Genomic DNA, 23,558 nt, shown 5'->3' on the forward strand with positions numbered 1-23,558 from the left:
TTCTATCCCTGATTTAGTTGACTGAGAAGCTTAATTCGCTTGCCTTAACGGCAATGCCACTTTTTAGCTGCTGAGTCGATTTTAATTGCCCCCAAATTTTGTTGATAAATTCCGGATGGTCGACGTATGGATTACGGTTGTTCTGGAAATCTTCGATGTGATTGTTACGATTTCTTTCTTTATCGCTCACCGGATCATTCTTGCTCCACTCTAAAAACATATTGATGGCCCATTGCTCCATTCCATAAGCGTCACTACTGAAGACTGCATTATCCCAACCGGCAATTCGGTCATCATAGCGAGTAACAAAATAGAAGTAGATGCGGGCAAAGTCACCTTTGTATTCATCGATAGGTTCGAAAACAGTGCCTGAATACCCAAGGTCGCTACGAGCAGAGCCAACCAAAGAACCATTTGAGGAATCCCAGCTTGCACTACCAACTTCGCCAAAAGGATAATTACTACGCATACTATTGACGTAGCCGTCTGTTGGTACCAAATGCACCATGTCGTCATGCATTGGCTGAGCATCATTAAACCAACTCTTAGGCACTGAGTGTTCGCGGTTATAACAACTTCCTTCGCCAGAATAGTTTCCGCATTGGTCACTTCCCGGACTATAAGTATATGCTTCCGGCCCGTTGGGATTATCTGAATACATATCCCAGATTGTGCCATCTGGGCGTATATCGGATTTTTTGTAGATATCCCATAAATCACCATAACTTCTGTCTCTAAAACCACTTGAAATAATATCTCCCAAGGTCGATTTTAGCTCGAGACCTGTTTTGCCAGAAGCATCAGCATAATAGCCAGTGTAAGTGGCATTATCACCAGCCTGAAATTTGATGGTTAATGCAGTACCAGGAGCAATTGATGGATTATCGGCAGCCAGCACATTTTCTTCAGTCTGAACCGCTCCATCACCATCAGTATATGTCAAAGTTACCGTTATTGGGCCCTTTACAAAATAACCAAAACGTGTTTCGGTTGATGGATAACTCAGACTTCCATCGGCACTTGTGATAACCGTTGAATAGTTGGTATAATCCGCTTTAAAATCATCGGCATAAACCACTTTAACACCAAAGTTGGCCTGTGTAACTGTTATGTTTAAACTACTGGTTTGCTGGTCACTCACTGTGAAGCTTTGCTTTCCTCCATATAATGGCTGTTCAAAAGCGGGAGTTACTAACTCAGAGTAAACAACAGCATCGTAGTCTCCACCCGCTAAATCCAACTGACTTGGCAGGTTTTCTAAATCGGTAAATTCCTTTATTACTTCTCCCTCTGAATTCCTGATTTCCAGCAGGTGATTATCTAACAATGAAGCATTAATGCCTTTCAGGTCAAAGTTTAAATGAACTTCATTGGTGGGTTCTGTTTTTGCTACATCCTCTTTATCGCAGGCAACAAAACCTAAAACAAATAGCACCAACAGAAGCTGACAGACTGATTTATTCATTTTGTTTAAATTATAGATGTGTGTTTAGTATAAACGTATCTTACTGATTACCACAATGCACATCAAAATCGAATAAACCGGTTCGATTGGGTTAGGTTATTCTATGTCAATGACATTTTATATCGGTAATTTTTTTCATGCGCAACAAAGTAATGTAATTCTTTGCATTAGACCAAACGGTCGGTCTGTATTTTTTAAAACTTAATAGTTAATTAACCCGAACCATTTAAAGACAGAATAACAGAGGAATAAAAATTAATTTAATAGTCAATAAATTTTAATGCAGTGGTCAGAAGTTAACAAAAAAGAACTAATAATTTAACCATAATAAAACCAATAAGCCTTCTATACAAACCTTATATTTATAACAAATATTAAGAATACTTTTTACAACATTCCTTTTGGCTTTCCTCAATTAAGTATTTATTTTCGAAGACATTTCTAACCTCACAATTCGTTTATGAAAAACCTATGCATTACCCTGCTTTTACTAATGTCTCAATTAGTGCTGTTTGCCCAAGACAATAGCTTTAACCAACAAAAAGGATTCATCATTGGTGCCAACGCTTACTCCTTTCATTCTAAAAGTTTTGAACTATCGCCTATGATTGGCTATAAATTCAACAAGCTGGTAGTGTTTACTCACTACGGAAAACGCAGCACATTTCAAGAAAACGATATTGCCACATCGGCAGATGATTTGGATTACTACCGAAACGTTCTCGCTATTGGCTGTCAGATATATCCCTACAAAAATCTCAAAAAGACTAGGATGTTTTATCAAATACATTTCAGCTATAAGTGGGCCGATGATAAATATTACGATAGTAAATTTTACATGTGCAACTTCGGAGCAGGGGTAGAAACTACCATTTTTAAGAAACTTACAACAAGTTGCAATGCTTTTTTAGGTATAGGTCATGAAGAGCCTCATGCCTATAAACCTGGCGATGCCAGTGGAATTGTATATGACTTTGGAGCCGCTATTTCAGTCCGGTATTATTTGACTAAATAAACACAAAAGCCACCCCATAACGAGGTGGCTTTTAATAATAAACGGTATACTGTTTCTACATCTTAATCTTGCAATCAGGCAATAATTTCGAAAGCTTATCAAGCTCACTTTGAGGAAGCGGGTTCCCCTTAAGAATTAGTGTCTTCAATTCTTTACAGTTGGCTATTTCATCAGGGATACTTTTGATTTGGTTTTTAGATAAATCCAGTTTCTTCAACTGAGTCAACTGACCAATTTCTTCAGGAACACTTTCAATATTCTGATTCTTAAAATATATCTGATTTAATTGAGTCAACTCACACACTTCTTCCGGAAACTCACCTAGTTTATTAAATGACATATACATTAACATATAACCTTGTGTGGCTGTATGCGATACCATGCCTTCGTATTTATTTAACTCACCAGAAGCAATTGCTTTATCCTGCGCATCTTTTGCTGCTGCATACTCCTCCATTTGTTGCTTTGAATTATAGGCACTATAATCGCTCTTAAATGCCTCATAAGCTTCCAGTCCGCGGTTTTCAACCACTACCTTACGCTCAGTTAAATCAACTTCTGCATCTTTGTTTAACAGATAGTAGGCGTTTTGTTCGTTACAACGATCACGTAGAACCTCCCATTTCATGGTACGGTTATTAGAAGTGCCCGAGTAAATATTAAGTGCTTTATTCACTTGCACAATGGCCTCATTATATTGGTGCATGTAAGCATATGCTAAAGCCATATTGGCACGTAGAGTAGCTGCCACTTTTTTGTTAATGCGCGATTTGCGATCGTTCAGGTTGGTCTGCTCCAGCTCTTTTCCCCAGGCAGCAATGGCCTTCTCCAGTGTGGCTTTTGCCTCCACATTCTGATAATCAGCATTCAGCAGTTTATAAGCCTCAGCAGTCTCTTGTGCTACCGTTTGTAAGGCATCGTAGTTATGCTCTTTGCTGGTTTTTGGGTAGAACACCTCAATTTCTTCAGGCACATAACGGAACATCACCGACTTATTTACAAAATCCTGGGCATTGGCCTGTATATGTGCAAATTCATCCGCTGCAACAATTTCCTTGTAAGCCTCACCTTGCTTTTTCCAAACATCAACCAATATGGCTTCCAGAAAATAACAATCGTCTTTACCAAACATGGTGCTTGAATTGCCTGCTTCAGACGTTTTTTTGCTAAATAATACTTTGCCAGCATTATCTGTAATGCGCAAAATGCCCGATGGTGTTTTGTGCTTTACCTCGTAGTAATAATTCTCAATCACTTTGGCATCTTTAAGGCTGGCCCCTTTGGCTTTACACAGGTTGGCCCCTTTGTGCATCGTTTTGTCGCCCATCGTAATGTCGGTGTGAGCCACTTCGGCCTTAATCTGACTCCAGTCGATGTCTTTAACCGGAATTCGCGGATAAGTTAAATAAGATGTTTCGGCTTTAAATTCATCAATTCTTTGTGCAGTAGCTGCAAGACCTATTAGTCCCAGCATCATTCCCAATACTATTTTTTTCATTTAATTGTTTTATAAAGAACTTAAGCCCTCCTACATATCCTTCCCCAAAAGATAAGTCATCACAGGTGCGTACTAGCTCTATAAGGTTATAGCCCTTTCTACTGACTCAAAATCCTTAGGTTACAAAAAGTTATACCGAACATTACAAGCAAATATTCTAAATTGTCATATACTGGATGTTAACATCAAATTCGCAGTTACAAACACATCATAAATGCGTCCATTAAACGAAAAAAAACATCTCTATAACGAGATGGCTCTTCGAACAGCGGCATTAACTTTATCAGCTATTCTGCCTGTTGTTTTACATCAAATCTGTTTCAAGGTTCTTAAACATTCCTGTGTGACAATTATCCACTGTAACTTTAAAAGATTCAGCATCCTTGTCAAGACGAATAACAATGGTTTTTCGAGGTTGAAGCACAAACTTATCGGGTGCCCCATTACCAATGGTTTCGTTACTGAATGAGAATTGAATATCACTCAAATTTGTGAACTCCATATATTGATACTTATCGTCAGTATAAAAAGCTGGTTGAAGGCTAACGGAAGCGTCAAACAACTGCTTTATCAAATCTTCCGGACCTGCCAATTGCTGTTCAAACCAGGCAATGGTGCGGGCCGATTCAATCGCTTCACGAACACCATTCTGTGTTCTCTCCTTTGCGAATAACAAAGTCATTGGACGATGCGCTGTTTTAACATCATAGGTATAAGCACTTACGCCATGAATGTCACTATTAGCAAAAACTGCCAGGTTATAATCGATACACCACTGCAATACAATGGGATACCATTCATTGTAGTTCATCACTTCCATCCCCTGGATGAGCCCCTCTTTAATCAGCTTTTCATGTACTTCATAAATCAGACAAGTATCGGGCTGCTGAGCCTTCCAGCCGGGATGATTCCAGATCATTAAGGCTTTTTGTTTTTTAACCATTTTAAAAACCTCATCAACCTGCCCCTGATGAAGCGTATCTGCATCATTAATAAATAATGCATTTAAATGTCCCGGTGGCATTTGGCGCGTTATCTCTGATGCTTTTATGAGTATGATATTTTTCTTTTGCGCCTCATTTACTGCCAGGTTATAGGAATGATTATGTCCTTTGCTCATAAAATCCTGATGTGGCCGATACTCCAGGTGGTCAGTAATGGCCATTACATCTATGCCTTCGGTCCAGCACTCCTGCACACGGATAGTTGGCCAGACTAATCCATCGGAAAAAACAGTGTGAATATGAAAATCACCTTTAAGCGTCTGGAAACCTTCAATGTCAGGTATGATTATGTTTTTGCGCTGCGCTTTTTTCTCCAGGCCTAGCTGGATATTATTCGCATTTTGTTGAGCCCATATCGAACTCCCGCAAAATAAACTGGCAATAAGAAATAAATGTAATTTTTTCATCTTTTAATAGTTAGCTGATACTACAGTAAAAGTAAGAAACCATTTGAGTTAATCAATGAAATAATAAATTAACAGGCTCCTCGTGCATCTTTCAAACTCCCGGTTATTAATCATGTATAAGAAGATATACCAAAAAAGCCACCCCAAAACGAGGTGGCTTTCTTATATCTGTTTCGTCAACAGACTACTGCCTACTGACTAAAAACTAATCACTATTCTGCAGCTTGCTCCATCAATAAGTTCAAGATGTCAGAACCTGCTTTGGCAACTGAAGTACCAGGACCGAAGATAGCTACGGCACCAGCGTCATAAAGGAATTGGTAATCCTGTGCCGGGATAACACCACCACAGATTACTAAGATATCCTCACGACCCAGTTTCTTTAATTCAGCAATAATCTGAGGAACTAAAGTTTTGTGACCAGCCGCCAATGAAGATACACCAACCACGTGTACATCATTTTCAACAGCCTGCTTAGCCGCTTCTTCTGGTGTCTGGAACAATGGTCCCATATCCACGTCAAAACCTATATCAGCATAACCGGTTGCTACTACTTTAGCACCGCGGTCGTGACCATCCTGACCCATTTTAGCGATCATGATACGAGGCTGACGGCCTTCTTTCTCAGCAAATTGTTTTGCTAATTCTGATGCTCTTGCAAACTCTTTGTCGTCTGCTGCTTCTGCGCTATACACTCCTGAAATTGATCTGATTACTGCGTTATATCTACCTACAATCTTTTCGCAAGCGTCAGAGATTTCACCTAATGAAGCACGCTTTTGAGCCGCATCAACTGCTAACTCTAATAAGTTACCTTCACCAGTTTCAACTGCCTTAGTAATCTTAGCTAATGCAGCTTGTACCTCTTCTTCATTACGCTCAGCACGAAGCTTCTGTAAACGCTCAATCTGTGAACGACGAACCTCCATGTTATCCACATCTAAGATGTCGATTGGATCTTCTTTCTCAAGACGATACTTGTTAGTACCAACAATAGTCTGAGTCTTGCTATCGATTTTAGCCTGTGTACGAGCAGCCGCTTCTTCGATACGCATCTTAGGAATACCCGACTCAATCGCTTTAGCCATACCACCTAATGACTCAATCTCCTGAATGTGAGCCCATGCTTTTTCTACTAATTCGTTAGTCAACGACTCAACGTAGTATGAACCAGCCCATGGATCAACAGCCTTACAGATTTGTGTTTCATCCTGGATGAAAATCTGTGTATTACGAGCAATACGAGCAGAGAAGTCAGTTGGAAGCGCAATGGCCTCATCCAGTGCGTTGGTGTGCAACGACTGTGTGTGACCAAGGGCAGCACCCATCGCCTCAACACAAGTACGTCCAACGTTGTTAAACGGATCCTGCTCAGTTAATGACCATCCTGAAGTTTGTGAGTGCGTACGTAACGCTAACGACTTAGGATTTTTAGGATTGAATTGCTTCACAATCTTCGCCCATAACATACGTCCGGCACGCATCTTGGCAATCTCCATAAAGTGGTTCATACCAATGGCCCAGAAGAATGACAAACGCGGTGCGAAGGCGTCAATATCTAATCCGGCCTGTGTACCTGCACGAAGGTATTCTAAACCATCGGCTAAGGTATACGCTAACTCGATATCTGCAGTTGCACCTGCTTCTTGCATGTGGTAACCAGAGATAGAAATTGAGTTAAACTTAGGCATCTTCTGTGATGTATATTCAAAGATGTCGGCAATCACCTTCATCGAGAATTCTGGTGGGTAGATGTAAGTGTTACGCACCATGAACTCCTTCAAGATGTCGTTCTGGATAGTACCAGCCATCTCTTCTAATTTCACACCTTGCTCTAAACCAGCTACGATGTAAAAAGCCATTACTGGCAATACAGCACCGTTCATGGTCATCGATACAGACATCTTATCCAATGGAATACCATCGAACAATACGTTCATATCAAGGATAGAGTCGATAGCTACACCTGCTTTACCTACATCACCTTCTACACGTTTGTGGTCTGAATCGTATCCACGGTGTGTAGCCAGGTCAAATGCTACAGATAAACCTTTCTGACCAGCAGCCAGATTACGACGGTAGAACGCGTTTGATTCTTCAGCAGTAGAGAAACCTGCATACTGACGAACGGTCCATGGACGCATCGCATACATCATTGAGTAAGGTCCGCGTAAATATGGAGGTAAACCAGCAGCATAGTCTAAATGCTCCATTCCCTCTAAGTCGTCCTTACTGTAAACTGGTTTCACAGGGATTTGCTCTGGTGTCACCCAGTCTTTTTTTACCCCGTGTTTTTGTTCCCAAGCTTTTGCATCAGTCGTTCCGCAAGGCTTGGTTTTGAATTCTATGTTATTAAATTTTGGTCGCATAATTTTTTAGAAATTTAGTAATGAGTAGTCAGTAGTCAGTAGTGAGATAGATACTTAAAACTTTACCTTTTCTTTTAATGAATATAGCATCCTTTGAACCTCTAATATAGATTCATTAAGATGATTAAATTCTTCATCAGAAATGTATTCCAAATCAATACACAAGTAGACCAAAGTCTCAAGCTCAAAAGATGAGCCATTGGCAATATCAAGAAAACGGGCAAAATCTTTATTTGTATTTCGACCTGCTCCTTCTGCAATATTTGCAGGAATTGAAACAGCAGCTCTTTGCATCTGAGATGTTATCCCAAATTGCTCTGAAGCAGGGAAATTCTTAGTTAATTGGTAAACACTCTTAACTAATACCCTTGACTTCTGCCAAACTTTCAATTCCTTAAACTTATGCATGATGTACTTTTGTTTTTGTACTCTGTACTCAGCACTCACTACTTTGTACTAAAATCTATTTATTTAAAACCATCCCGTTGAATTCCTGAAGTGTTTCAAGAACGTTAGAACGAACATTAACAAAGTGCTTAATACCTTTTGCTTTTAACTCATCTGCACAAGCAGGAGCACCAGCAATTACCAATGGTGTATCGCCTAATAGTTCCTTAGCTTTAGGAGCTGCTTCTGCATACTCATCATCAGCACTACAAAGCACCACGATGTCGGCATTAGCTGCTTTAGCTGCTTCAACACCCGCTTCAATAGTTTCGAAACCAAGGTTGTCCTGAATTTCGTAACCGGCACATCCGAAGAAGTTACCAGAGAACTGTGAACGGGCTAAACGCATCGCTAAGTTTCCGTAAGTCAACATAAACACTTTTGGACGCTTAGTGGCATTTTCAGTCGCCAAACGCAATTCTTCAAAGTCTTGTGCTCCGCGGAACAAGCTGATTGGCTCCACTTCTTTGGCTTCGCCACAACAACAGCATGACTTCACTAATTTTTTAGCATCTATGTTGCCAGAGATGATTTCACCTGTGTTAGGGAACTGGTTAGTACCTAATAGGTTTTCGCGACGAGTAGCTACCGCCTTACGACGTTTTTCAGCTGTTTCTTTCACAAGACCTTGGATAAAGCCTTCTTTCATAGCTGCTAAGTAACCACCTTTTTCTTCTACCTCAACAAACAAAGCCCAAGCTTGCTCGGCGATGCTGTTTGTTAGGTTTTCGATATAATAAGAACCCGCTGAAGGGTCAACAATCTTCTCGAAGTGAGATTCTTCTTTTAACAACAACTGCTGGTTACGTGCAATACGCTCAGAGAATTCATCCGAATCCTTGTACAATGCATCGTAAGGCTGAACAGTTAACGACTGTGTTCCACCCAATGAAGCTGACATCGCCTCAGTTTGAGTACGAAGCATGTTAACATTTGGATCAAAAATTGTCTTGTTCCAGTCAGACGTTTCAGAGTGAACGTGCATTTTGCAAACCTCAACACCTGTTGGCTTGTACGCTTCAACAATCTTCGCCCACAACAGACGACCGGCGCGTAGCTTAGCGATCTCCATAAAATAGTTACCACTCACACCCATGTTGAACTTGATGTTGGCTGCAACATCGTTGATAGCCATACCACGCTCAGTTAATTGCGTTAAGTATTCGTTACCCATTGCTAAACCAAAAGCCAACTCCTGTACAATAGAAGCACCGGCGTTGTTGAAGTGACGTGCATTAACCGCTACAGTTTTAAACTGAGGGAAGTTTTTCGCTACTTCAGCAATTTCTTTAACTCGGTCTAATGCTTTTTCAGTTTCGCAGCACGCTTTTCCGTTGATGGTTAAATCACCAATCGGGTCAAAATTGATAGAACCTTTTACTTCCGCATGTGTGCGGTTCATCTTGTTAAGAACAGCCACAACTGCTTCAATCAACTCCTTATTACCGCAACAAGCGTTGAAGTTAATTTCCACATCGTCAGAAATGATGTTCTTTAATAAAGCCTCAATGTTAGCTTCTGAAATAAGCGCTTTGTCTTCGATAACGAAACCAATACTATCCACACCTTTAGTCAGGATAGTTAATGCTTTTTCATTGGCCGCTGTCACGTCTTTTACAACGATGTCCTGACGCACGAACCACTTGTTCGATTTTGCATTGTTACCGCGTACATACGGGAACTCGCCAGGCTGGCTTTCAAGATAGTTTAATGATTCAAGGTCCTCAGAACGATAGAAAGGCTGAACGTTGAACCCTTCGTTGGTTCTCCATACCAGCTTTTTCTCAAAGTCTGCCCCTTTCAGGTCTGCCGTGATTTTATCCATCCACTCTTGCGTAGATATTTTCGGAAAATCACTAAATAACAGTTGATTTGTTTTATCTGCCATAATGTAACTGTTTGTTTTTTCCAAGGCGCAAAAATAAACCTTTTGTTGATATTAAATAGATATTTTAACTGTTTTTAATGGTGTTGTAAAGCATGATAATCAATAACATATGCAAGAACCTTCATACTTTACGAATGCCAATTGAGCTCCAACGTAAACTTAATCAGTCAGTTATTAATGCTAAATTTCTTTAATTCTAAAACCGTTCTATTAAAAATACACCCACAATCAAAAGCAATATTCCAACAATTCTGCCGGTTGATATCGGATGAATCGCAATATTAAAGAAGCCATAATGGTCAATGATGGATGCCACAATCATCTGACCACCGATGGATGCTCCTAGCATGGTAGCAACGCCAATTTTAGGGATAAGGATAATGGCCGAGCTCACATAAATGGCTCCAATAACGCCACCAATAAACAAATACAGAGGTATTTCTGCAATAATAGCCTTAGGTGGCAACTCGGCCCGCATTAGCACATTGAGCACAAATAAAGTTAAAGTGCCAACAAAAAAGCTGATAAAAGCAGCTAAAAAAGGGCTTTTAAGAATTCCTCCTAATTGCGAATTGATACTTCCCTGCACTGCCAGTAAACCACCAATAAGCAGTGCGACTCCTGTAAGGATATATTTTAAATACATAAAATCCAGATTGATCTTCTGACCCACAGAAAGCCAGAATTTGCGATGTGCAAGTTACAGGAATAAACACAGAGACGCAAAATTAAGAAGCGAGAGATGAGAAGTGGAATCATTTACAGGATATGATTAAAATAAACACTGAGACACTATGGCACAGAGTTTATTTTGAATGAGATCGCAGCTTTTTACCTTAATGCAAACCAAGATGTGAGCCCATGACCAAGTTTTCAGGCTCGTTTTTGATTGACAGCTTACATATTTAAGCTATGATTCTTTTGGGCAATTCAGAGCCTATTTAAATGAACCACTAATAATAAGGTTTTAATTAATGATAGATGTTATTATTAAAAACCTCTGCGACTTTGCGTCTCCGTGTTTAAATAAAAAATCGCACCAAAAAAATTGATGCGATTCTATATTTTATGACTTCTGTCCTCTGTCTTCAGTCAATTATTATCTCACTTCTGAACCTTCTTTAACAGCCTTAGCAGGTGCCACAAACTCTAATTGTCCGCTAGCATCTTCAGCCATTAAAATCATACCCTGCGATTCAATACCACGAATTTTACGCGGAGCCAGGTTGACCAAAATACTCACTTGCTTTCCAATAATATCTTCCGGCTTAAAGAACTCAGCAATACCCGACACCACTGTTCGCTGGTCAATGCCGGTATCGACTTTTAACTGAAGTAGCTTCTTGGTCTTGGCTACTTTCTCAGCCTCAAGGATGGTACCCACGCGGATGTCCATCTTCACAAAATCATCAAACTCGATGTTCTCTTTGGCAGGCGCGGCTGTTTTGTTGGCTGCTTCGTTATCAATTTTCGTTTGCTCCAGCTTATCCAGTTGACCCTGGATGGTTTCATCCTCAATCTTTTCGAATAACAACTCAGGTTTGTTAACCATATGTCCTTCTGCCAGGAAGTTCAATTTGCCACAATCGGCCCATGTTAAACCTTCAAGGTTCAGCATGCTTTGCATCTTCTTAGCAGTAAAAGGCAAGAATGGTTCAATTAAAATAGACACATTAGCTGTAATCTGCAGCGCAATGTTCATGATGGTCTTCACGCGCTCAGCATCGGTCTTAATCAATTTCCATGGCTCGGTATCGGCCAGATATTTATTACCCAAACGTGCCAGGTTAATGGCTTCTTTAACGGCCTCACGGAACTTAAAGTTATCCAAAGCGTCTTCCACTTTCTTAACCAATACAGGAATCTCATTCAAGGTCTCCTTATCGTAATCGGTCAATTCGCCTTGTGCCGGAACAGCTCCATCGTAATATTTGTGCGTTAACACAATGGCGCGGTTCACGAAGTTACCCAAAATGGCAACCAACTCGTTGTTATTACGTGCCTGAAAATCTTTCCAGGTAAAGTCGTTATCCTTTGTTTCAGGCGCATTGGCTGTTAAAGTGTAGCGCAATACATCCTGCTTATCTTTAAAATCCAGCAGGTACTCGTGCAACCAAACGGCCCAGTTGCGTGAAGTTGAAATCTTATCACCTTCCAGGTTGAGGAATTCGTTGGCCGGCACATTTTCCGGTAGTATATAGCTTCCCTCCGCTTTCAACATCGATGGGAATACAATACAGTGAAACACAATGTTATCCTTACCAATAAAGTGTAACATACGCGAGTCTTCACTCTTCCAGTACTTCTCCCACTCCGGGGTCAATTCTTTGGTAGCCGAGATGTAACCAATAGGTGCATCAAACCAAACGTAAAGCACTTTACCATCTGCTCCTTCAACTGGCACAGGCACCCCCCAATCCAAATCACGACTCACGGCACGTGGCTGAAGCCCAAGGTCAATCCACGATTTACACTGACCATATACATTCGATTTCCATTCTTTGTGACCATCTAAAATCCATTCTTTCAAAAATGGCTCGTGTTTATCCAGTGGTAAGTACCAGTGTTTAGTGGTTTTAATCACCGGCTTGCTTCCTGACACAACCGATCGGGGATCAATCAGGTCGGTGGCGTTTAATGAGGTACCACAACTTTCACACTGATCGCCATAGGCACCTTCACTTTTACAGTGAGGGCATGTACCAGTGATATAACGGTCGGCCAAAAACTGCTTGGCTTCCTCGTCGTAATATTGCTCTGATTCTTTTTCAATAAACTCGCCTTTATCATACAAGGTCTTAAAGAATTCCGAAGCTGTTTCGTAATGTGTTTTGCTCGTGGTGCGCGAATACACATCGAATGAAATACCGAATTTCTCAAAAGAATCTTTAATAATGCCGTGAAACTTATCCACCACATCCTGCGGGGTTATACCTTCGTTTTTGGCTTTTAAGGTAATGGGCACTCCATGCTCGTCTGAACCACCTATCAACAACACATCTTCTTTCTTCAATCGAAGGTAACGCACATAAATATCGGCCGGTACATACACGCCCGCTAAGTGACCAATATGAACAGGACCATTGGCATATGGTAACGCTGTTGTTACCAAGGTTCTTTTAAAATCTCCAGCTTGCTTCATTCTGCTTGAATTATTTTATGGTTGTATACAACCTACTATTCTATGGTTGAATTTAATGGCGCAAAGATATGCAAAGTAATTTATTATAGAAGAAAGATAAAAGACATAAGATTTTAGTATCAAGACGCCAGACTATTTTCGTTTTAGAGATTATCTTGATACTTTTATCTTAAATCTTGATACTTCTATTATGATATTCCCCAAATCACTCGAAAAAGGCTCTACCATTGGCATTGTTGCCCCGGCAGGTAAGATTGATGCTGAAACCATACATTTTGCAGAAAAGTTTTTACACAAAAGAGGTTACAAAGTTGTAGTAGGTGAAAATGCTTGCAATTCGTTTTACCAATTCGCCGGCAATGACGAGCATCGGGCGGCCGACCTGCAACACATGCTCAACAGCACAGATATCGATGCTATTTTTTGTGCCCGTGGCGGCTATGGTACCATCCGGATTATTGACCAGATTGACTTTACCCACTACCTCGAACACCCTAAATGGGTGATTGGCTACAGTGATATAACCGTGTTGCACGCGGCATTACAAAATAAAGCAGGCGTGGCTTCCATTCATGGGCCTATGCCCAAAAACTTCCCCGACAAAGCACATGATGAAGAAGATATTGAAGCACTCTTTAAATTATTGCACGGTGAGTTACCTGACTATACTATTAAACCTCATGAATTAAACAGAGCAGGTGAAACCGAAGGCATATTGATTGGTGGTAACCTGGCACTTATTTATGCCTTACGTGCCACGCCGCTCGATACCAATCCACACGGTAAAATACTATTCATTGAAGATATTGGCGAATACCTTTACAGCATCGATCGCATGATGCAAAACCTCAAACTAAGTGGATTCCTGAAAGAATTAAGTGGAATAGTTGTTGGCGACTTCACTGATATGAAGGACAATGATGATCCTTTTGGACAAAATGCTTTTGAAATCGTAAAAGATGCGGTGGCTGACTATGATTATCCTGTGATGATGGGTTTTCCGGCTGGTCACGACCATCTGAACTTACCATTGGTATTTGGTAAGCGCGTCACCATGAAAGTAGAATCAGACACTTGTCAATTAACTTTTTAAACGATGGCCGACCATAATGAATTGGGTAAAACAGGCGAAGCTATAGCTGCTGACTATCTCGAAAAGAAAGGCTTTGAAATATTGGAACGCAACTGGCAATACAACCACAAAGAGATTGATATAATTGCCCTACACGATAATTACCTAGTGGTAATTGAAGTAAAAACGCGCACTACCGATGGTTGGGAAAATCCCAAAGAAGCCATAACGAAAGGGAAAATTCGTTTTATAGTTGAAGCAACTGAAGCATATATCAACGAAATGGATATAGAAAATGAAGTGCGCTTTGATGTGGTGACGCTTATCCCCAATGGCGATAACTGGATTATAGAGCACATTGATGAAGCGTTTCATCCGACCTTATAGACAGTGTTTACCGACTTTTACTTCACCTGCACATGAATATGGTCATCGTGCCGCACCGAATGGCAGCCCTGGAAGCGAATTTTTTTATTCTGTAATCGCAATCGCTCTTTCAAATGAGGTTCTAAAAACACCTTATCAACTGCATCGTTTTGTGTTAAGGCATCCATTAATTGTTTCGTGCCTTTTTCCGAGAAGCGCAATTCGTCGTTAATACTACCCAGGGTCAGGTATTTGGGTGAGTCGTACAAAGAAAAACCAGCTGTTTGGCACGCCTTATTTTGATTGACTTCACCAAAGCGGGGGCCTTCAAACACACCATAACCGCTCACTGATTTAGAAGAATTGATAATCTCACCTTGGTTGTTTTCATAGACCAGGCTAAGGTCGACTTTTTTTCCATCACTATGACTCAGGTGAGGAAGAAGCGGAAATCCATCAATCAACGGGAAGCAAGCATCCAAATAGCGCATGCACACTTTGCTGTCTTGCGCTTTCAATTGCTCAGATACAGCACCTAGGTATTCGTTTACTTCGGGGCGCACATAATTGCGATTCATCAAGATAGTCATATAATTAGCCGGACGCAGATTCTCGTGATGCTCAATGCGTTCGCGATAAAACAGCTTAGCCAGCATAGGCGTGGTTACAAAAGTGCCGAGGCAATATATAACTAAAAAAGCAGCGAGCCCTTTTAAGGGGAACGAATATTTGATACGACCGCAAAAAACAAAAGACATAAGATAGACCACACCACCAATCTGAGTCAGTAAAGTCAGAGTTATAAATACAATGGCATGTATTACTATCTTCCAGTGTCTTTTCATGGTTAACGGATTGCTTTCGCAATATAGCTTTTTAATCGCTCATTTATAAAATATTTCCAGCCCAAAGCGCAGCTTTCGCGCGTAAATTCCAGCACCTGTGGTTTATAGCTATCTAAACCTTCGCTGATTACCGTCAATAAAGATACTCCATCACCATCCGTGATTTTAAAAGTCACAAAACCAATCCCTTCATACCCTTCGTAGATCCATTGGTATTTAATTAACGCCTCTTCTTTGACGTCAACTATCTTCCAAACATGCATAAACTGTCGTTCACCGGCATCAACCATAAAACGAGTTTCAAATCCAATTTCAGCTCTGAAGTTAGGAATGTTATCAAAAAACCATTGGCGCATCTCATCAACATGGGTAATAGCCTGCCAAAGACGTGGTGCAGCACAATTAAATGTTTGTTCAATTATTATCGGATTTTTAGGCATAACTAAAGTTTTAAACAAAATACAGGTTTGTATCTTAACACCAAAGCGTTACACGCTTCAAATGCTACTTTTAAAAAAATTATATCTTTGTCGGTTGAGTTTGAGTGGAAAAATCCAATAAATCAGTTTTATGGAGATTAAAAGGACGTTTGATTTGCTTGCTAATCTCAAGCATAATATCAACAAAGAGGATATATTGTGTGCCAAGCGCGATGGCGAATGGGTTAAATTTAGTGTAAAGGAATACAGCGAACAAGCCAGATTATTCAGCTATGGCTTATTAGCCAAGGGATTTAAAAAAGGTGATAAAATAGCCACTGTATCGAACAACAGGCCAGAATGGAATTTTGTTGACATGGGCATGTCGATGATTGGTGTGGTGCATGTACCCATTTATCCCACTATTTCAGATGAAGAATACAAATACATATTGGAACACAGCGATGCTAAAATGTTGATTGTATCCGATATTATTTTGTACCGTCGCCTTAAAGAAGTGGCTAAGGATATTAAAAGCATCAAAGAAATATATACCTTCAATGATATTAAAGAAGCATCCAACTGGAGCGAGATAACTAATTTGGGTGAGCAGGAGCGTATTAAGTGGAAGGATACGTTTAAAGAAATTCGTGATAATATCTCCGAAAAGGAATTGGTTTCTATCATCTACACATCGGGCACAACAGGCAATCCCAAAGGCGTGATGCTAAGCCACGAGAATTTTATGGCTAACATGCGAGATGCCATTCCGCGTTATCCATTAACCCGTGAAGATACCATATTAAGCTTTTTACCACTTTGTCATGTGTATGAACGCATGATAAACTACTTGTACCAGTTTAATGGATGTAGTATTTACTACGCCGAAAACCTGGGAACCATCGCCCGGGATTTAAAAGACATTCAAGCTACTGCTTTTGTAACAGTGCCTCGTGTGATTGAGCGAATCTACGATAAGTTGGTATCTAAAGGTAATGACTTGTCAGGTGCACAAAAAGCTGTTTTCTTCTGGGCAATGAAGCTAGGTGAACGTTACCGAACCAATGGTAATAACTACCCTTTATATGCAGCTAAATTAAAATTAGCGCGCAAATTGGTTTTCTCCAAGTGGCAGAAGGCTTTTGGTGGAAAGCTTCGTTTTGTGGTGAGCGGAGGAGCAGCACTTCAACCTCGGTTAAGCCGTTTATTTTTCGCTGCAGGCATTCCATTGATGGAAGGATATGGATTAACCGAAACCGCTCCAGTGATAGCGTCGAACTACACCGAAGAAAGCGGCAAACTGATGATTGGTACTGTTGGTACTGTATTTGACAGCGTGGATGTGCGCATTGATGATGATGGCGAAATCTTAGCCAAAGGCCCAAATATTATGATGGGCTACTACAAGGATAAGAAGACAACTTCTGAAGTCATTGATAAAGAGGGTTGGTTCCATACTGGTGATATTGGTACATTGGTAAAAGGTAAATTCCTTAAGATTACCGATCGCAAAAAAGAGATGTTTAAGCTGTCGAGTGGCAAATATATTGCACCACAGGCCATTGAAAATTTGTTAAAGGAATCGGATTTTATAGAGCAGGCTATTATCGTTGGAGAAAGTGAGAAGTTTGCAGGCGCATTGTTGGCACCTAACTTTGAATACTTGCACATGTGGGCACATGATCACAAAGTGCATTTCCGTGATAACCAGGAGCTGATTAACAACGAAAAGGTGGTTGCTATTTTCCGTAAAGAAGTCATGCGATTTAACAAGCAAATTGGAAAGCACGAAGAAATCAAGCGTTTCCGCCTGGTGCACGAAGCCTGGACATCACCAAGTGGAGAATTGTCGCCAACGCTTAAACTGCGTCGTAGAGTCATCTATAAAAAATATGCTGATATTCTCCGTGAAATGTATAACTACGATGAGAACGAAGAGAATAAAGGCTCAATAAAATTTAGTTAGCATGTAATCGCTACAAGCGTTGTTGAAGTCGTTTGAAAAACTTATAGTGAATGCCTGGAAGCAGGCAACTCCAGGCATTTTTATATCCTTATTTACCCTTTCTAATGGGAATCGGGTTCTTTTGCCCAAGTACCCGTTTTCTGAACACCCCTGAATTAGTAAAGCGGATGTCTTCCAATGTGTAAAATGCTTTTGGGTTAAAACGTTTAATAATTTCAGTGACCTCGGCCACATCTTTGCGCTTTAAAATACAATAGATGATATGAACCGGCCCTTTACTGCCATGAGCATCCAGGTGAGTAACACCATAACCTGATTCGCTGAGGTTCTTAATCAATTCAACACCTGATTTTTGCGTGATAATACGAATATTAACAACACCTAAGGCAATACGCTCTTCTATGATTAGTCCAATGTAATTACCCATGGCAAAACCGCCGGCATAGGCAATAAAATAAAACCAGTTATCGAGGTTCTCGAAGATTTTGGTCATGGCCAGCAGCCAGATGAGAACTTCAAAAAAGCCAAGAACCGGCGCCAGAACTTTAAAGCCTTTCGAAAGGAAAACAATGCGCAGTGTGCCTATGGTAACATCGGCTACCCGAGACAAAAATATCAGCAATGGAATGGCAATGTATGTCATTGTAAAGCCGTCGATATCAAGCATGACCATTTCTTAGAGTTTACTTATTTGTTTTTTAAAAAATTCGCTGCGAATGTAATAAAAAACAGTCTTGAAATGATGACATGTCTAAAAATATTATAGCAAAAAACGATACCACAAATTGCCAATTATCTGCGCGATAATGCCATCTAAATGAGAGATATGTGTGTTTTAACAAAAACAGAAGGCTTTGAGAAAAATCCCAAAGCCTTCTGCTTTTAATCGTATGTCAATAGTCTTATGACTTACTTCTTGAATCTTAAGCCTATTTCTTCATCTCTTTGTAGGCGTTTACCAATCCATTGGTTGAGGCATCATGAGAGGTCACCTCGTCATCGCTTTGCAACTCTGGTAAAATGGCATTGGCCAATTGCTTACCTAACTCTACGCCCCATTGGTCAAAGCTGTAAATGTTCCAGATAATTCCCTGAACGAAAATTTTGTGCTCGTACATGGCAATCAGGGCACCTAAGGTACGAGGATTCAATTCCTTCATCAAAATGGAGTTAGTAGGAATATTACCAAGGAACACTTTGTATGGTAGCAGCGCTGCAATTTCTTCATCTGATTTACCTGCTGCTTTAAATTCTGCAGTCACCTGTTCTGCTGTTTTACCAACCATCATCGCTTCTGTCTGTGCAAAGAAGTTAGCCAATAACTTAGGATGGTGATCGCTCAATGGGTTATGACTTTTGGCTGTTGCCATAAAATCACAAGGAATCAGTTTTGTTCCTTGGTGAATCAATTGATAGAATGCGTGCTGGCCATTGGTTCCTGGCTCACCCCAAAGGATAGGACCAGTCTGGTAATTGACTTTCTCACCATTGCGGTCGATGTATTTTCCGTTACTTTCCATGTTTCCTTGCTGGAAATAAGCTGAGAAACGGTGCATGTACTGGTCGTATGGTAAGATAGCCTCTGTTTCGGCACCATAGAAGTTGTTGTACCAAACACCAATCATGGCCAGAATAACCGGCAGGTTCTGCTCAAATGGCGTTGATTTGAAGTGATTATCCATGGCATGGGCACCTTCCAGTAATTCACGGAAATTATCGAAACCGATGCCACAGGCAATACTTAATCCAATAGCCGACCATAACGAATAACGGCCACCCACCCAGTTCCAGAACTCGAACATGTTAGCTGTGTCGATACCAAAGGCCGCAACAGCTTCTGCATTGGTTGATAAGGCTACGAAATGTTTGGCAACAGCCGCTTCATCTTTAGCTGACTCAAGGAACCACGACTTGGCCGAGTTGGCATTGGTCATTGTTTCCTGCGTCGTAAATGTCTTTGATGCAATGATAAAAAGCGTTGTTTCCGGGTTTACCACTTTTAAAGCCTCGGCAATGTGAGTGCCATCCACGTTAGAAACAAAGTGAAGGTTCACATTTTGTTTGTATGGTTTTAAGGCTTCGGTCACCATTAAAGGGCCTAAGTCAGAACCACCGATGCCAATATTAACAATGTCGGTAATGGCTTTACCCGAATAACCCTTCCATTCGCCAGAGATAACTTTATCAGAGAAGGCTTTCATCTGGTCGAGCACACGGTTTACATCCGGCATCACATCTTTGCCATCCACCATTACTGGTGTATTGCTGCGATTTCGTAGTGCAGTGTGTAATACAGCGCGATTTTCCGTTACATTAATGGCTTCACCTGCAAATACACTGCTTATGGCGTCTTTCAGGCCGCATTCTTCAGCCAGTTGAAACAACAACGACATCACTTTGTCATCGATACGGTTTTTGGAGTAATCCAAAAGAATGTCTTCAAAGCGTAACGAGAATTTGTCGAAACGCCCACCATCCTTTGTAAAAAGGTCTTTCATATGCGTGTGCTGGAACTCGGCATAATAGGCCTCAAGTTCTTTCCACGCTTTGGTAGTAGTTGGATTAATACCTGGTAACATGTTAGTAGTATTTGTTTGTTTGTATTGATTGTTTCTGAGCTACTAGATACTAGCCACTAGTTTCTAGCTTCTTTCTGCACTTATCTGCGGGCACTATTAACGCAGATGCTCCGTCAGCAATCGTATTTCCATCGCCGGCGAAATTTTTTCATAGATGATATTGTAAACGGCCTCAGAAATGGGCATGTTTACTTTGTATTTATCATTTATTTCATGAATGCTTTTAACGGCGTAGTAGCCTTCGGCAATCATCAGCATTTCCATCTGTGCATATTTAACCGAGTAACCTTTGCCAATCATGGTGCCAAACATGCGGTTACGACTAAACTGCGAATAGGCTGTTACCAGCAGGTCGCCCAGATATGCAGAACTCTTGATGTCGCGGGTAATCGGGTGAACTGTATCAACAAAGCGTTTCATCTCCTGGATGGCATTGGAAATAAGCACTGCCTGGAAGTTATCGCCATAAGCCAAACCATGGCAAATGCCAGATGCTACGGCCATGATGTTTTTAAGAACGGCAGCATATTCCGTTCCGTATATATCATCCGAAATGGTGGTCATGATATAGGGTGTTTTCAGGAAGTCTGAAAATGCCCTGGCGCGTTTCACATCCTGACACGCAATGGTCAAATAGGATAAGCGCTCCAATGCTACCTCTTCAGCATGACAGGGCCCACTGATAACACCAACCGATTCGGTTGGAACATTGTACTTTTGATTAAAGTACTGACCAATAATCAGGTTTTCATCCGGAACAAGTCCCTTAATGGCTGAGACCACAAACTTTTCGTTGATGGGCTCTTCAAGGTTTTCCAGCGCTGATTTTATAAAGGCGGATGGAATCGCAAAAATCAGAATATCTGACTGACGAACCACTTCGTTGATGTCATCTGAAAAAACAATTTTATCAGGATTAAACTCAACGCTCGTCAGGTAATTGGTATTGTGTTTATAGCGCTTAAAATCATCGATGTGTGATTGATTGCGGAAATACCAATTGATGGATGGAACATTATTTAAGAGCATCTTAGCAATAGCAGTTGCCCAGCTTCCACTACCAATAAGACCTATCCTTGATGATTCATCCATGTTTTGTGTTGTTTAGTTTAATAAATGAGAGATAAAAATAAGACAAAAAAGAAAACATTGCCTTTTTTGTCTTATGTAATTAACGGTTTCTTAAGCTAACCAGGCTTTCACATCGTCTTGCGATGGGTTATTTAAGCCCAGTTTATTCTTTTTGTTGTAGCCACAAAGGTCCTGGAACAATTTTGTCGGCTTTACTTCTTTTAGTGCATCAACTTTCGTGTAACCTAAGCCACGAACCACCTCAATCCATTCAGGCGCAATACCCAATTCGGCAAATTTATCGTCACTATCTGGCAACACCTTTTTCTCCGGACGCATCTGTGGGAAGAACAGGACATCCTGGATGGAATCCTGACCAGTCATAAACATGGTTAAGCGGTCAATACCAATACCCATCCCTGATGTTGGAGGCATACCATATTCTAAGGCACGTACAAAATCCATATCAATAAACATGGCTTCGTCATCTCCTTTTTCAGATAATTTCAACTGATCCTGGAAGCGCTCTAACTGGTCAATCGGGTCGTTGAGCTCCGTGTAAGCATTACACAGCTCTTTGCCGTTCACCATTAACTCAAAACGCTCGGTTAATTCAGGATTATCGCGGTGTTTCTTACACAATGGCGACATTTCTACCGGGTAATCGGTGATGAAAGTAGGCTGAATCATATGTCCTTCACATTTCTCACCAAAGATCTCATCAATCATCTTACCCTTACCAAAAGTCTCGTCAATTTCAACGTGTAAATCGTCACAAACCTGGCGCAATTGCTCTTCATTCATGCCGCTAATGTCAATGCCAGTGTGCTCTTTAATGGCATCAATCATCGATAAGCGGCGGTATGGCGCTTTAAAATCAATTTCTTTATCACCGATCATTACTTTTGTTGTTCCATGAAGTGCTAAGGCTACTTTTTCAATCATGGTTTCGGTAAATTCCATCATCCACTTGTAGTCTTTGTAGGCTACGTAGATTTCCATTACCGTGAACTCAGGGTTGTGTGTGCGATCCATTCCTTCGTTACGGAAATCTTTGGCAAACTCATACACCCCTTCGTAACCACCTACGATTAGTCTCTTTAAATACAACTCATTGGCAATACGCATGTACAATGGAATATCTAATGCGTTGTGGTGTGTAATAAACGGACGCGCAGATGCTCCACCAGGAATTGGCTGAAGAATTGGTGTCTCAACTTCCAAATAACCGGCATCGTCAAACATCTCACGCATGGTTTTGATGATGGTGCGACGCTTTTCGAATACTTCTTTCACCTGTGGGTTCACGATTAAATCCACATAACGCTGACGGTAACGCATCTCCGGATCAGAGAAGGCATCGTATGTTTTACCATCTTTTTCTTTAACGATTGGAAGTGGCTTTAAGGACTTACTCAAAATCGTCATTTCCTGAACGTGAACGGTAGTTTCTCCCATTTGTGTCTGGAAAACAAAACCTTTCACACCAATGATATCTCCCATATCCAATAATTTCTTGAATACGGTATTGTATAGGGTTTTATCTTCACCCGGGCACATGTCGTCGCGGTTCAGATAAATCTGGATACGGCCTTCTGAATCCTGCAACTCAGCAAAAGAAGCTTTACCCATGATACGACGGCTCATGATACGGCCGGCGATCACAACTTCTTTCATGTTGTCTTTTTCAGGATCAAACTCCTGTTTTATCTCAGTTGACAGATGAGTGGTTTTATATTCTGCTGCCGGATATGCGTTAATACCCAACTTGTTTAGCTCCTCTAAACTTTTTCGTCTGATAATTTCCTGTTCGCTCAGTTCCAACGTACTCATTCTATTAATCTATTTTTAGAATATTACTAAAATGACAGAATTAACTGTCAACCGTTACCTTTTCTGTCCAAAAAATGAGAAAAGTGCTGCAAAGATAATGCTTTTCATCAAAAATGAAGTTTTTGACTTTGCTTTGTGCAGTAAAAAAGTGACTTATTGTGTTGATTTAACT

At 40.7% G+C, this 23,558-nt stretch carries 18 protein-coding genes; 4 read left to right on the top strand and 14 right to left on the bottom strand.

What is annotated here, in order from left to right; translation table 11 throughout:
• Nucleotides 1–13 precede the first annotated feature (13 nt).
• A complete protein-coding gene (locus J1N10_RS08340) occupies nt 14–1,465 on the bottom strand; it encodes an endonuclease (RefSeq protein WP_262326236.1) in 1,452 nt (483 codons plus the stop codon).
• Between the two features lie 460 nt (nt 1,466–1,925).
• Here J1N10_RS08340 and J1N10_RS08345 point away from each other — a divergent pair, with 460 nt between their 5' ends.
• The gene (locus tag J1N10_RS08345; RefSeq protein ID WP_262326237.1) at nt 1,926–2,480 is read left to right on the top strand and encodes a hypothetical protein; all 555 of its coding nucleotides are present in this window, start codon (nt 1,926–1,928) and stop codon (nt 2,478–2,480) included.
• Between the two features lie 55 nt (nt 2,481–2,535).
• Here the strand turns inward: J1N10_RS08345 and J1N10_RS08350 are convergent, their stop codons facing one another.
• The 7 genes from J1N10_RS08350 to metG all read right to left on the bottom strand — a co-directional run bounded on the left by J1N10_RS08350 (nt 2,536) and on the right by metG (nt 13,235).
• On the bottom strand, nt 2,536–3,978 hold the full coding sequence (locus tag J1N10_RS08350; RefSeq protein ID WP_262326238.1) for a leucine-rich repeat domain-containing protein: 1,443 nt from the start codon (nt 3,976–3,978) through the stop codon (nt 2,536–2,538).
• A 304-nt stretch (nt 3,979–4,282) separates the two neighbouring features.
• Nucleotides 4,283–5,389, bottom strand: coding sequence for an Sb-PDE family phosphodiesterase (locus J1N10_RS08355; protein WP_262326239.1), 1,107 nt, complete (start codon nt 5,387–5,389; stop codon nt 4,283–4,285).
• Between the two features lie 212 nt (nt 5,390–5,601).
• Entirely contained in the window at nt 5,602–7,758 is a 2,157-nt protein-coding gene (gene scpA, locus J1N10_RS08360) for a methylmalonyl-CoA mutase (protein WP_262326240.1), read from the bottom strand.
• Nucleotides 7,759–7,812: 54 nt separating this feature from the next.
• On the bottom strand, nt 7,813–8,166 hold the full coding sequence (locus tag J1N10_RS08365) for a four helix bundle protein (protein ID WP_262326241.1): 354 nt from the start codon (nt 8,164–8,166) through the stop codon (nt 7,813–7,815).
• Between the two features lie 55 nt (nt 8,167–8,221).
• Nucleotides 8,222–10,093: a methylmalonyl-CoA mutase small subunit gene (gene mutA / locus J1N10_RS08370; RefSeq protein WP_262326242.1), complete on the bottom strand. Its 1,872-nt coding sequence runs from the start codon at nt 10,091–10,093 to the stop codon at nt 8,222–8,224.
• Between the two features lie 196 nt (nt 10,094–10,289).
• A complete protein-coding gene (locus J1N10_RS08375; RefSeq protein WP_262326243.1) occupies nt 10,290–10,739 on the bottom strand; it encodes a DMT family transporter in 450 nt (149 codons plus the stop codon).
• A gap of 453 nt (nt 10,740–11,192) precedes the next feature.
• Complete coding sequence (gene metG / locus J1N10_RS08380; RefSeq protein WP_262326244.1) at nt 11,193–13,235, bottom strand: methionine--tRNA ligase; 2,043 nt, start codon at nt 13,233–13,235, stop codon at nt 11,193–11,195.
• Between the two features lie 190 nt (nt 13,236–13,425).
• Between metG and J1N10_RS08385 the strand changes: the two genes are divergently transcribed.
• Together J1N10_RS08385 and J1N10_RS08390 are read left to right on the top strand one after the other, a co-directional pair.
• Nucleotides 13,426–14,328, top strand: a complete 903-nt coding sequence (locus tag J1N10_RS08385; protein ID WP_262326245.1) for a S66 peptidase family protein — start codon at nt 13,426–13,428, stop codon at nt 14,326–14,328.
• 3 nt (nt 14,329–14,331) lie between these two features.
• Nucleotides 14,332–14,694 (top strand): YraN family protein, encoded by a 363-nt coding sequence (locus J1N10_RS08390; RefSeq protein WP_262326246.1) that lies wholly within the window; start codon nt 14,332–14,334, stop codon nt 14,692–14,694.
• Between the two features lie 17 nt (nt 14,695–14,711).
• Here J1N10_RS08390 and J1N10_RS08395 read toward each other — a convergent pair whose 3' ends face one another.
• Together J1N10_RS08395 and J1N10_RS08400 are read right to left on the bottom strand one after the other, a co-directional pair.
• Nucleotides 14,712–15,518: a hypothetical protein gene (locus tag J1N10_RS08395; RefSeq protein WP_262326247.1), complete on the bottom strand. Its 807-nt coding sequence runs from the start codon at nt 15,516–15,518 to the stop codon at nt 14,712–14,714.
• 2 nt (nt 15,519–15,520) lie between these two features.
• Nucleotides 15,521–15,958 (bottom strand): SRPBCC family protein, encoded by a 438-nt coding sequence (locus J1N10_RS08400; protein ID WP_262326248.1) that lies wholly within the window; start codon nt 15,956–15,958, stop codon nt 15,521–15,523.
• Between the two features lie 130 nt (nt 15,959–16,088).
• Between J1N10_RS08400 and J1N10_RS08405 the strand changes: the two genes are divergently transcribed.
• Nucleotides 16,089–17,903 carry an AMP-dependent synthetase/ligase gene (locus tag J1N10_RS08405; RefSeq protein ID WP_262326249.1) on the top strand — a complete coding sequence of 605 codons (1,815 nt, stop codon included), beginning with the start codon at nt 16,089–16,091 and terminating at the stop codon, nt 17,901–17,903.
• Between the two features lie 88 nt (nt 17,904–17,991).
• Here the strand turns inward: J1N10_RS08405 and J1N10_RS08410 are convergent, their stop codons facing one another.
• The 4 genes from J1N10_RS08410 to lysS form a co-directional block, all read right to left on the bottom strand.
• A complete protein-coding gene (locus J1N10_RS08410; RefSeq protein WP_262326250.1) occupies nt 17,992–18,570 on the bottom strand; it encodes a DUF2179 domain-containing protein in 579 nt (192 codons plus the stop codon).
• A 262-nt stretch (nt 18,571–18,832) separates the two neighbouring features.
• On the bottom strand, nt 18,833–20,482 hold the full coding sequence (pgi, locus tag J1N10_RS08415; RefSeq protein ID WP_262326251.1) for a glucose-6-phosphate isomerase: 1,650 nt from the start codon (nt 20,480–20,482) through the stop codon (nt 18,833–18,835).
• Nucleotides 20,483–20,578: 96 nt separating this feature from the next.
• Entirely contained in the window at nt 20,579–21,574 is a 996-nt protein-coding gene (locus tag J1N10_RS08420) for an NAD(P)H-dependent glycerol-3-phosphate dehydrogenase (RefSeq protein ID WP_262326252.1), read from the bottom strand.
• Nucleotides 21,575–21,664: 90 nt separating this feature from the next.
• Nucleotides 21,665–23,386: a lysine--tRNA ligase gene (gene lysS / locus J1N10_RS08425; RefSeq protein WP_262326253.1), complete on the bottom strand. Its 1,722-nt coding sequence runs from the start codon at nt 23,384–23,386 to the stop codon at nt 21,665–21,667.
• Nucleotides 23,387–23,558 lie beyond the last annotated feature (172 nt).

Origin of the sequence: Carboxylicivirga litoralis (assembly GCF_025499605.1) — a bacterium.
In the GTDB taxonomy this organism is placed as follows: domain Bacteria; phylum Bacteroidota; class Bacteroidia; order Bacteroidales; family Marinilabiliaceae; genus Carboxylicivirga; species Carboxylicivirga litoralis.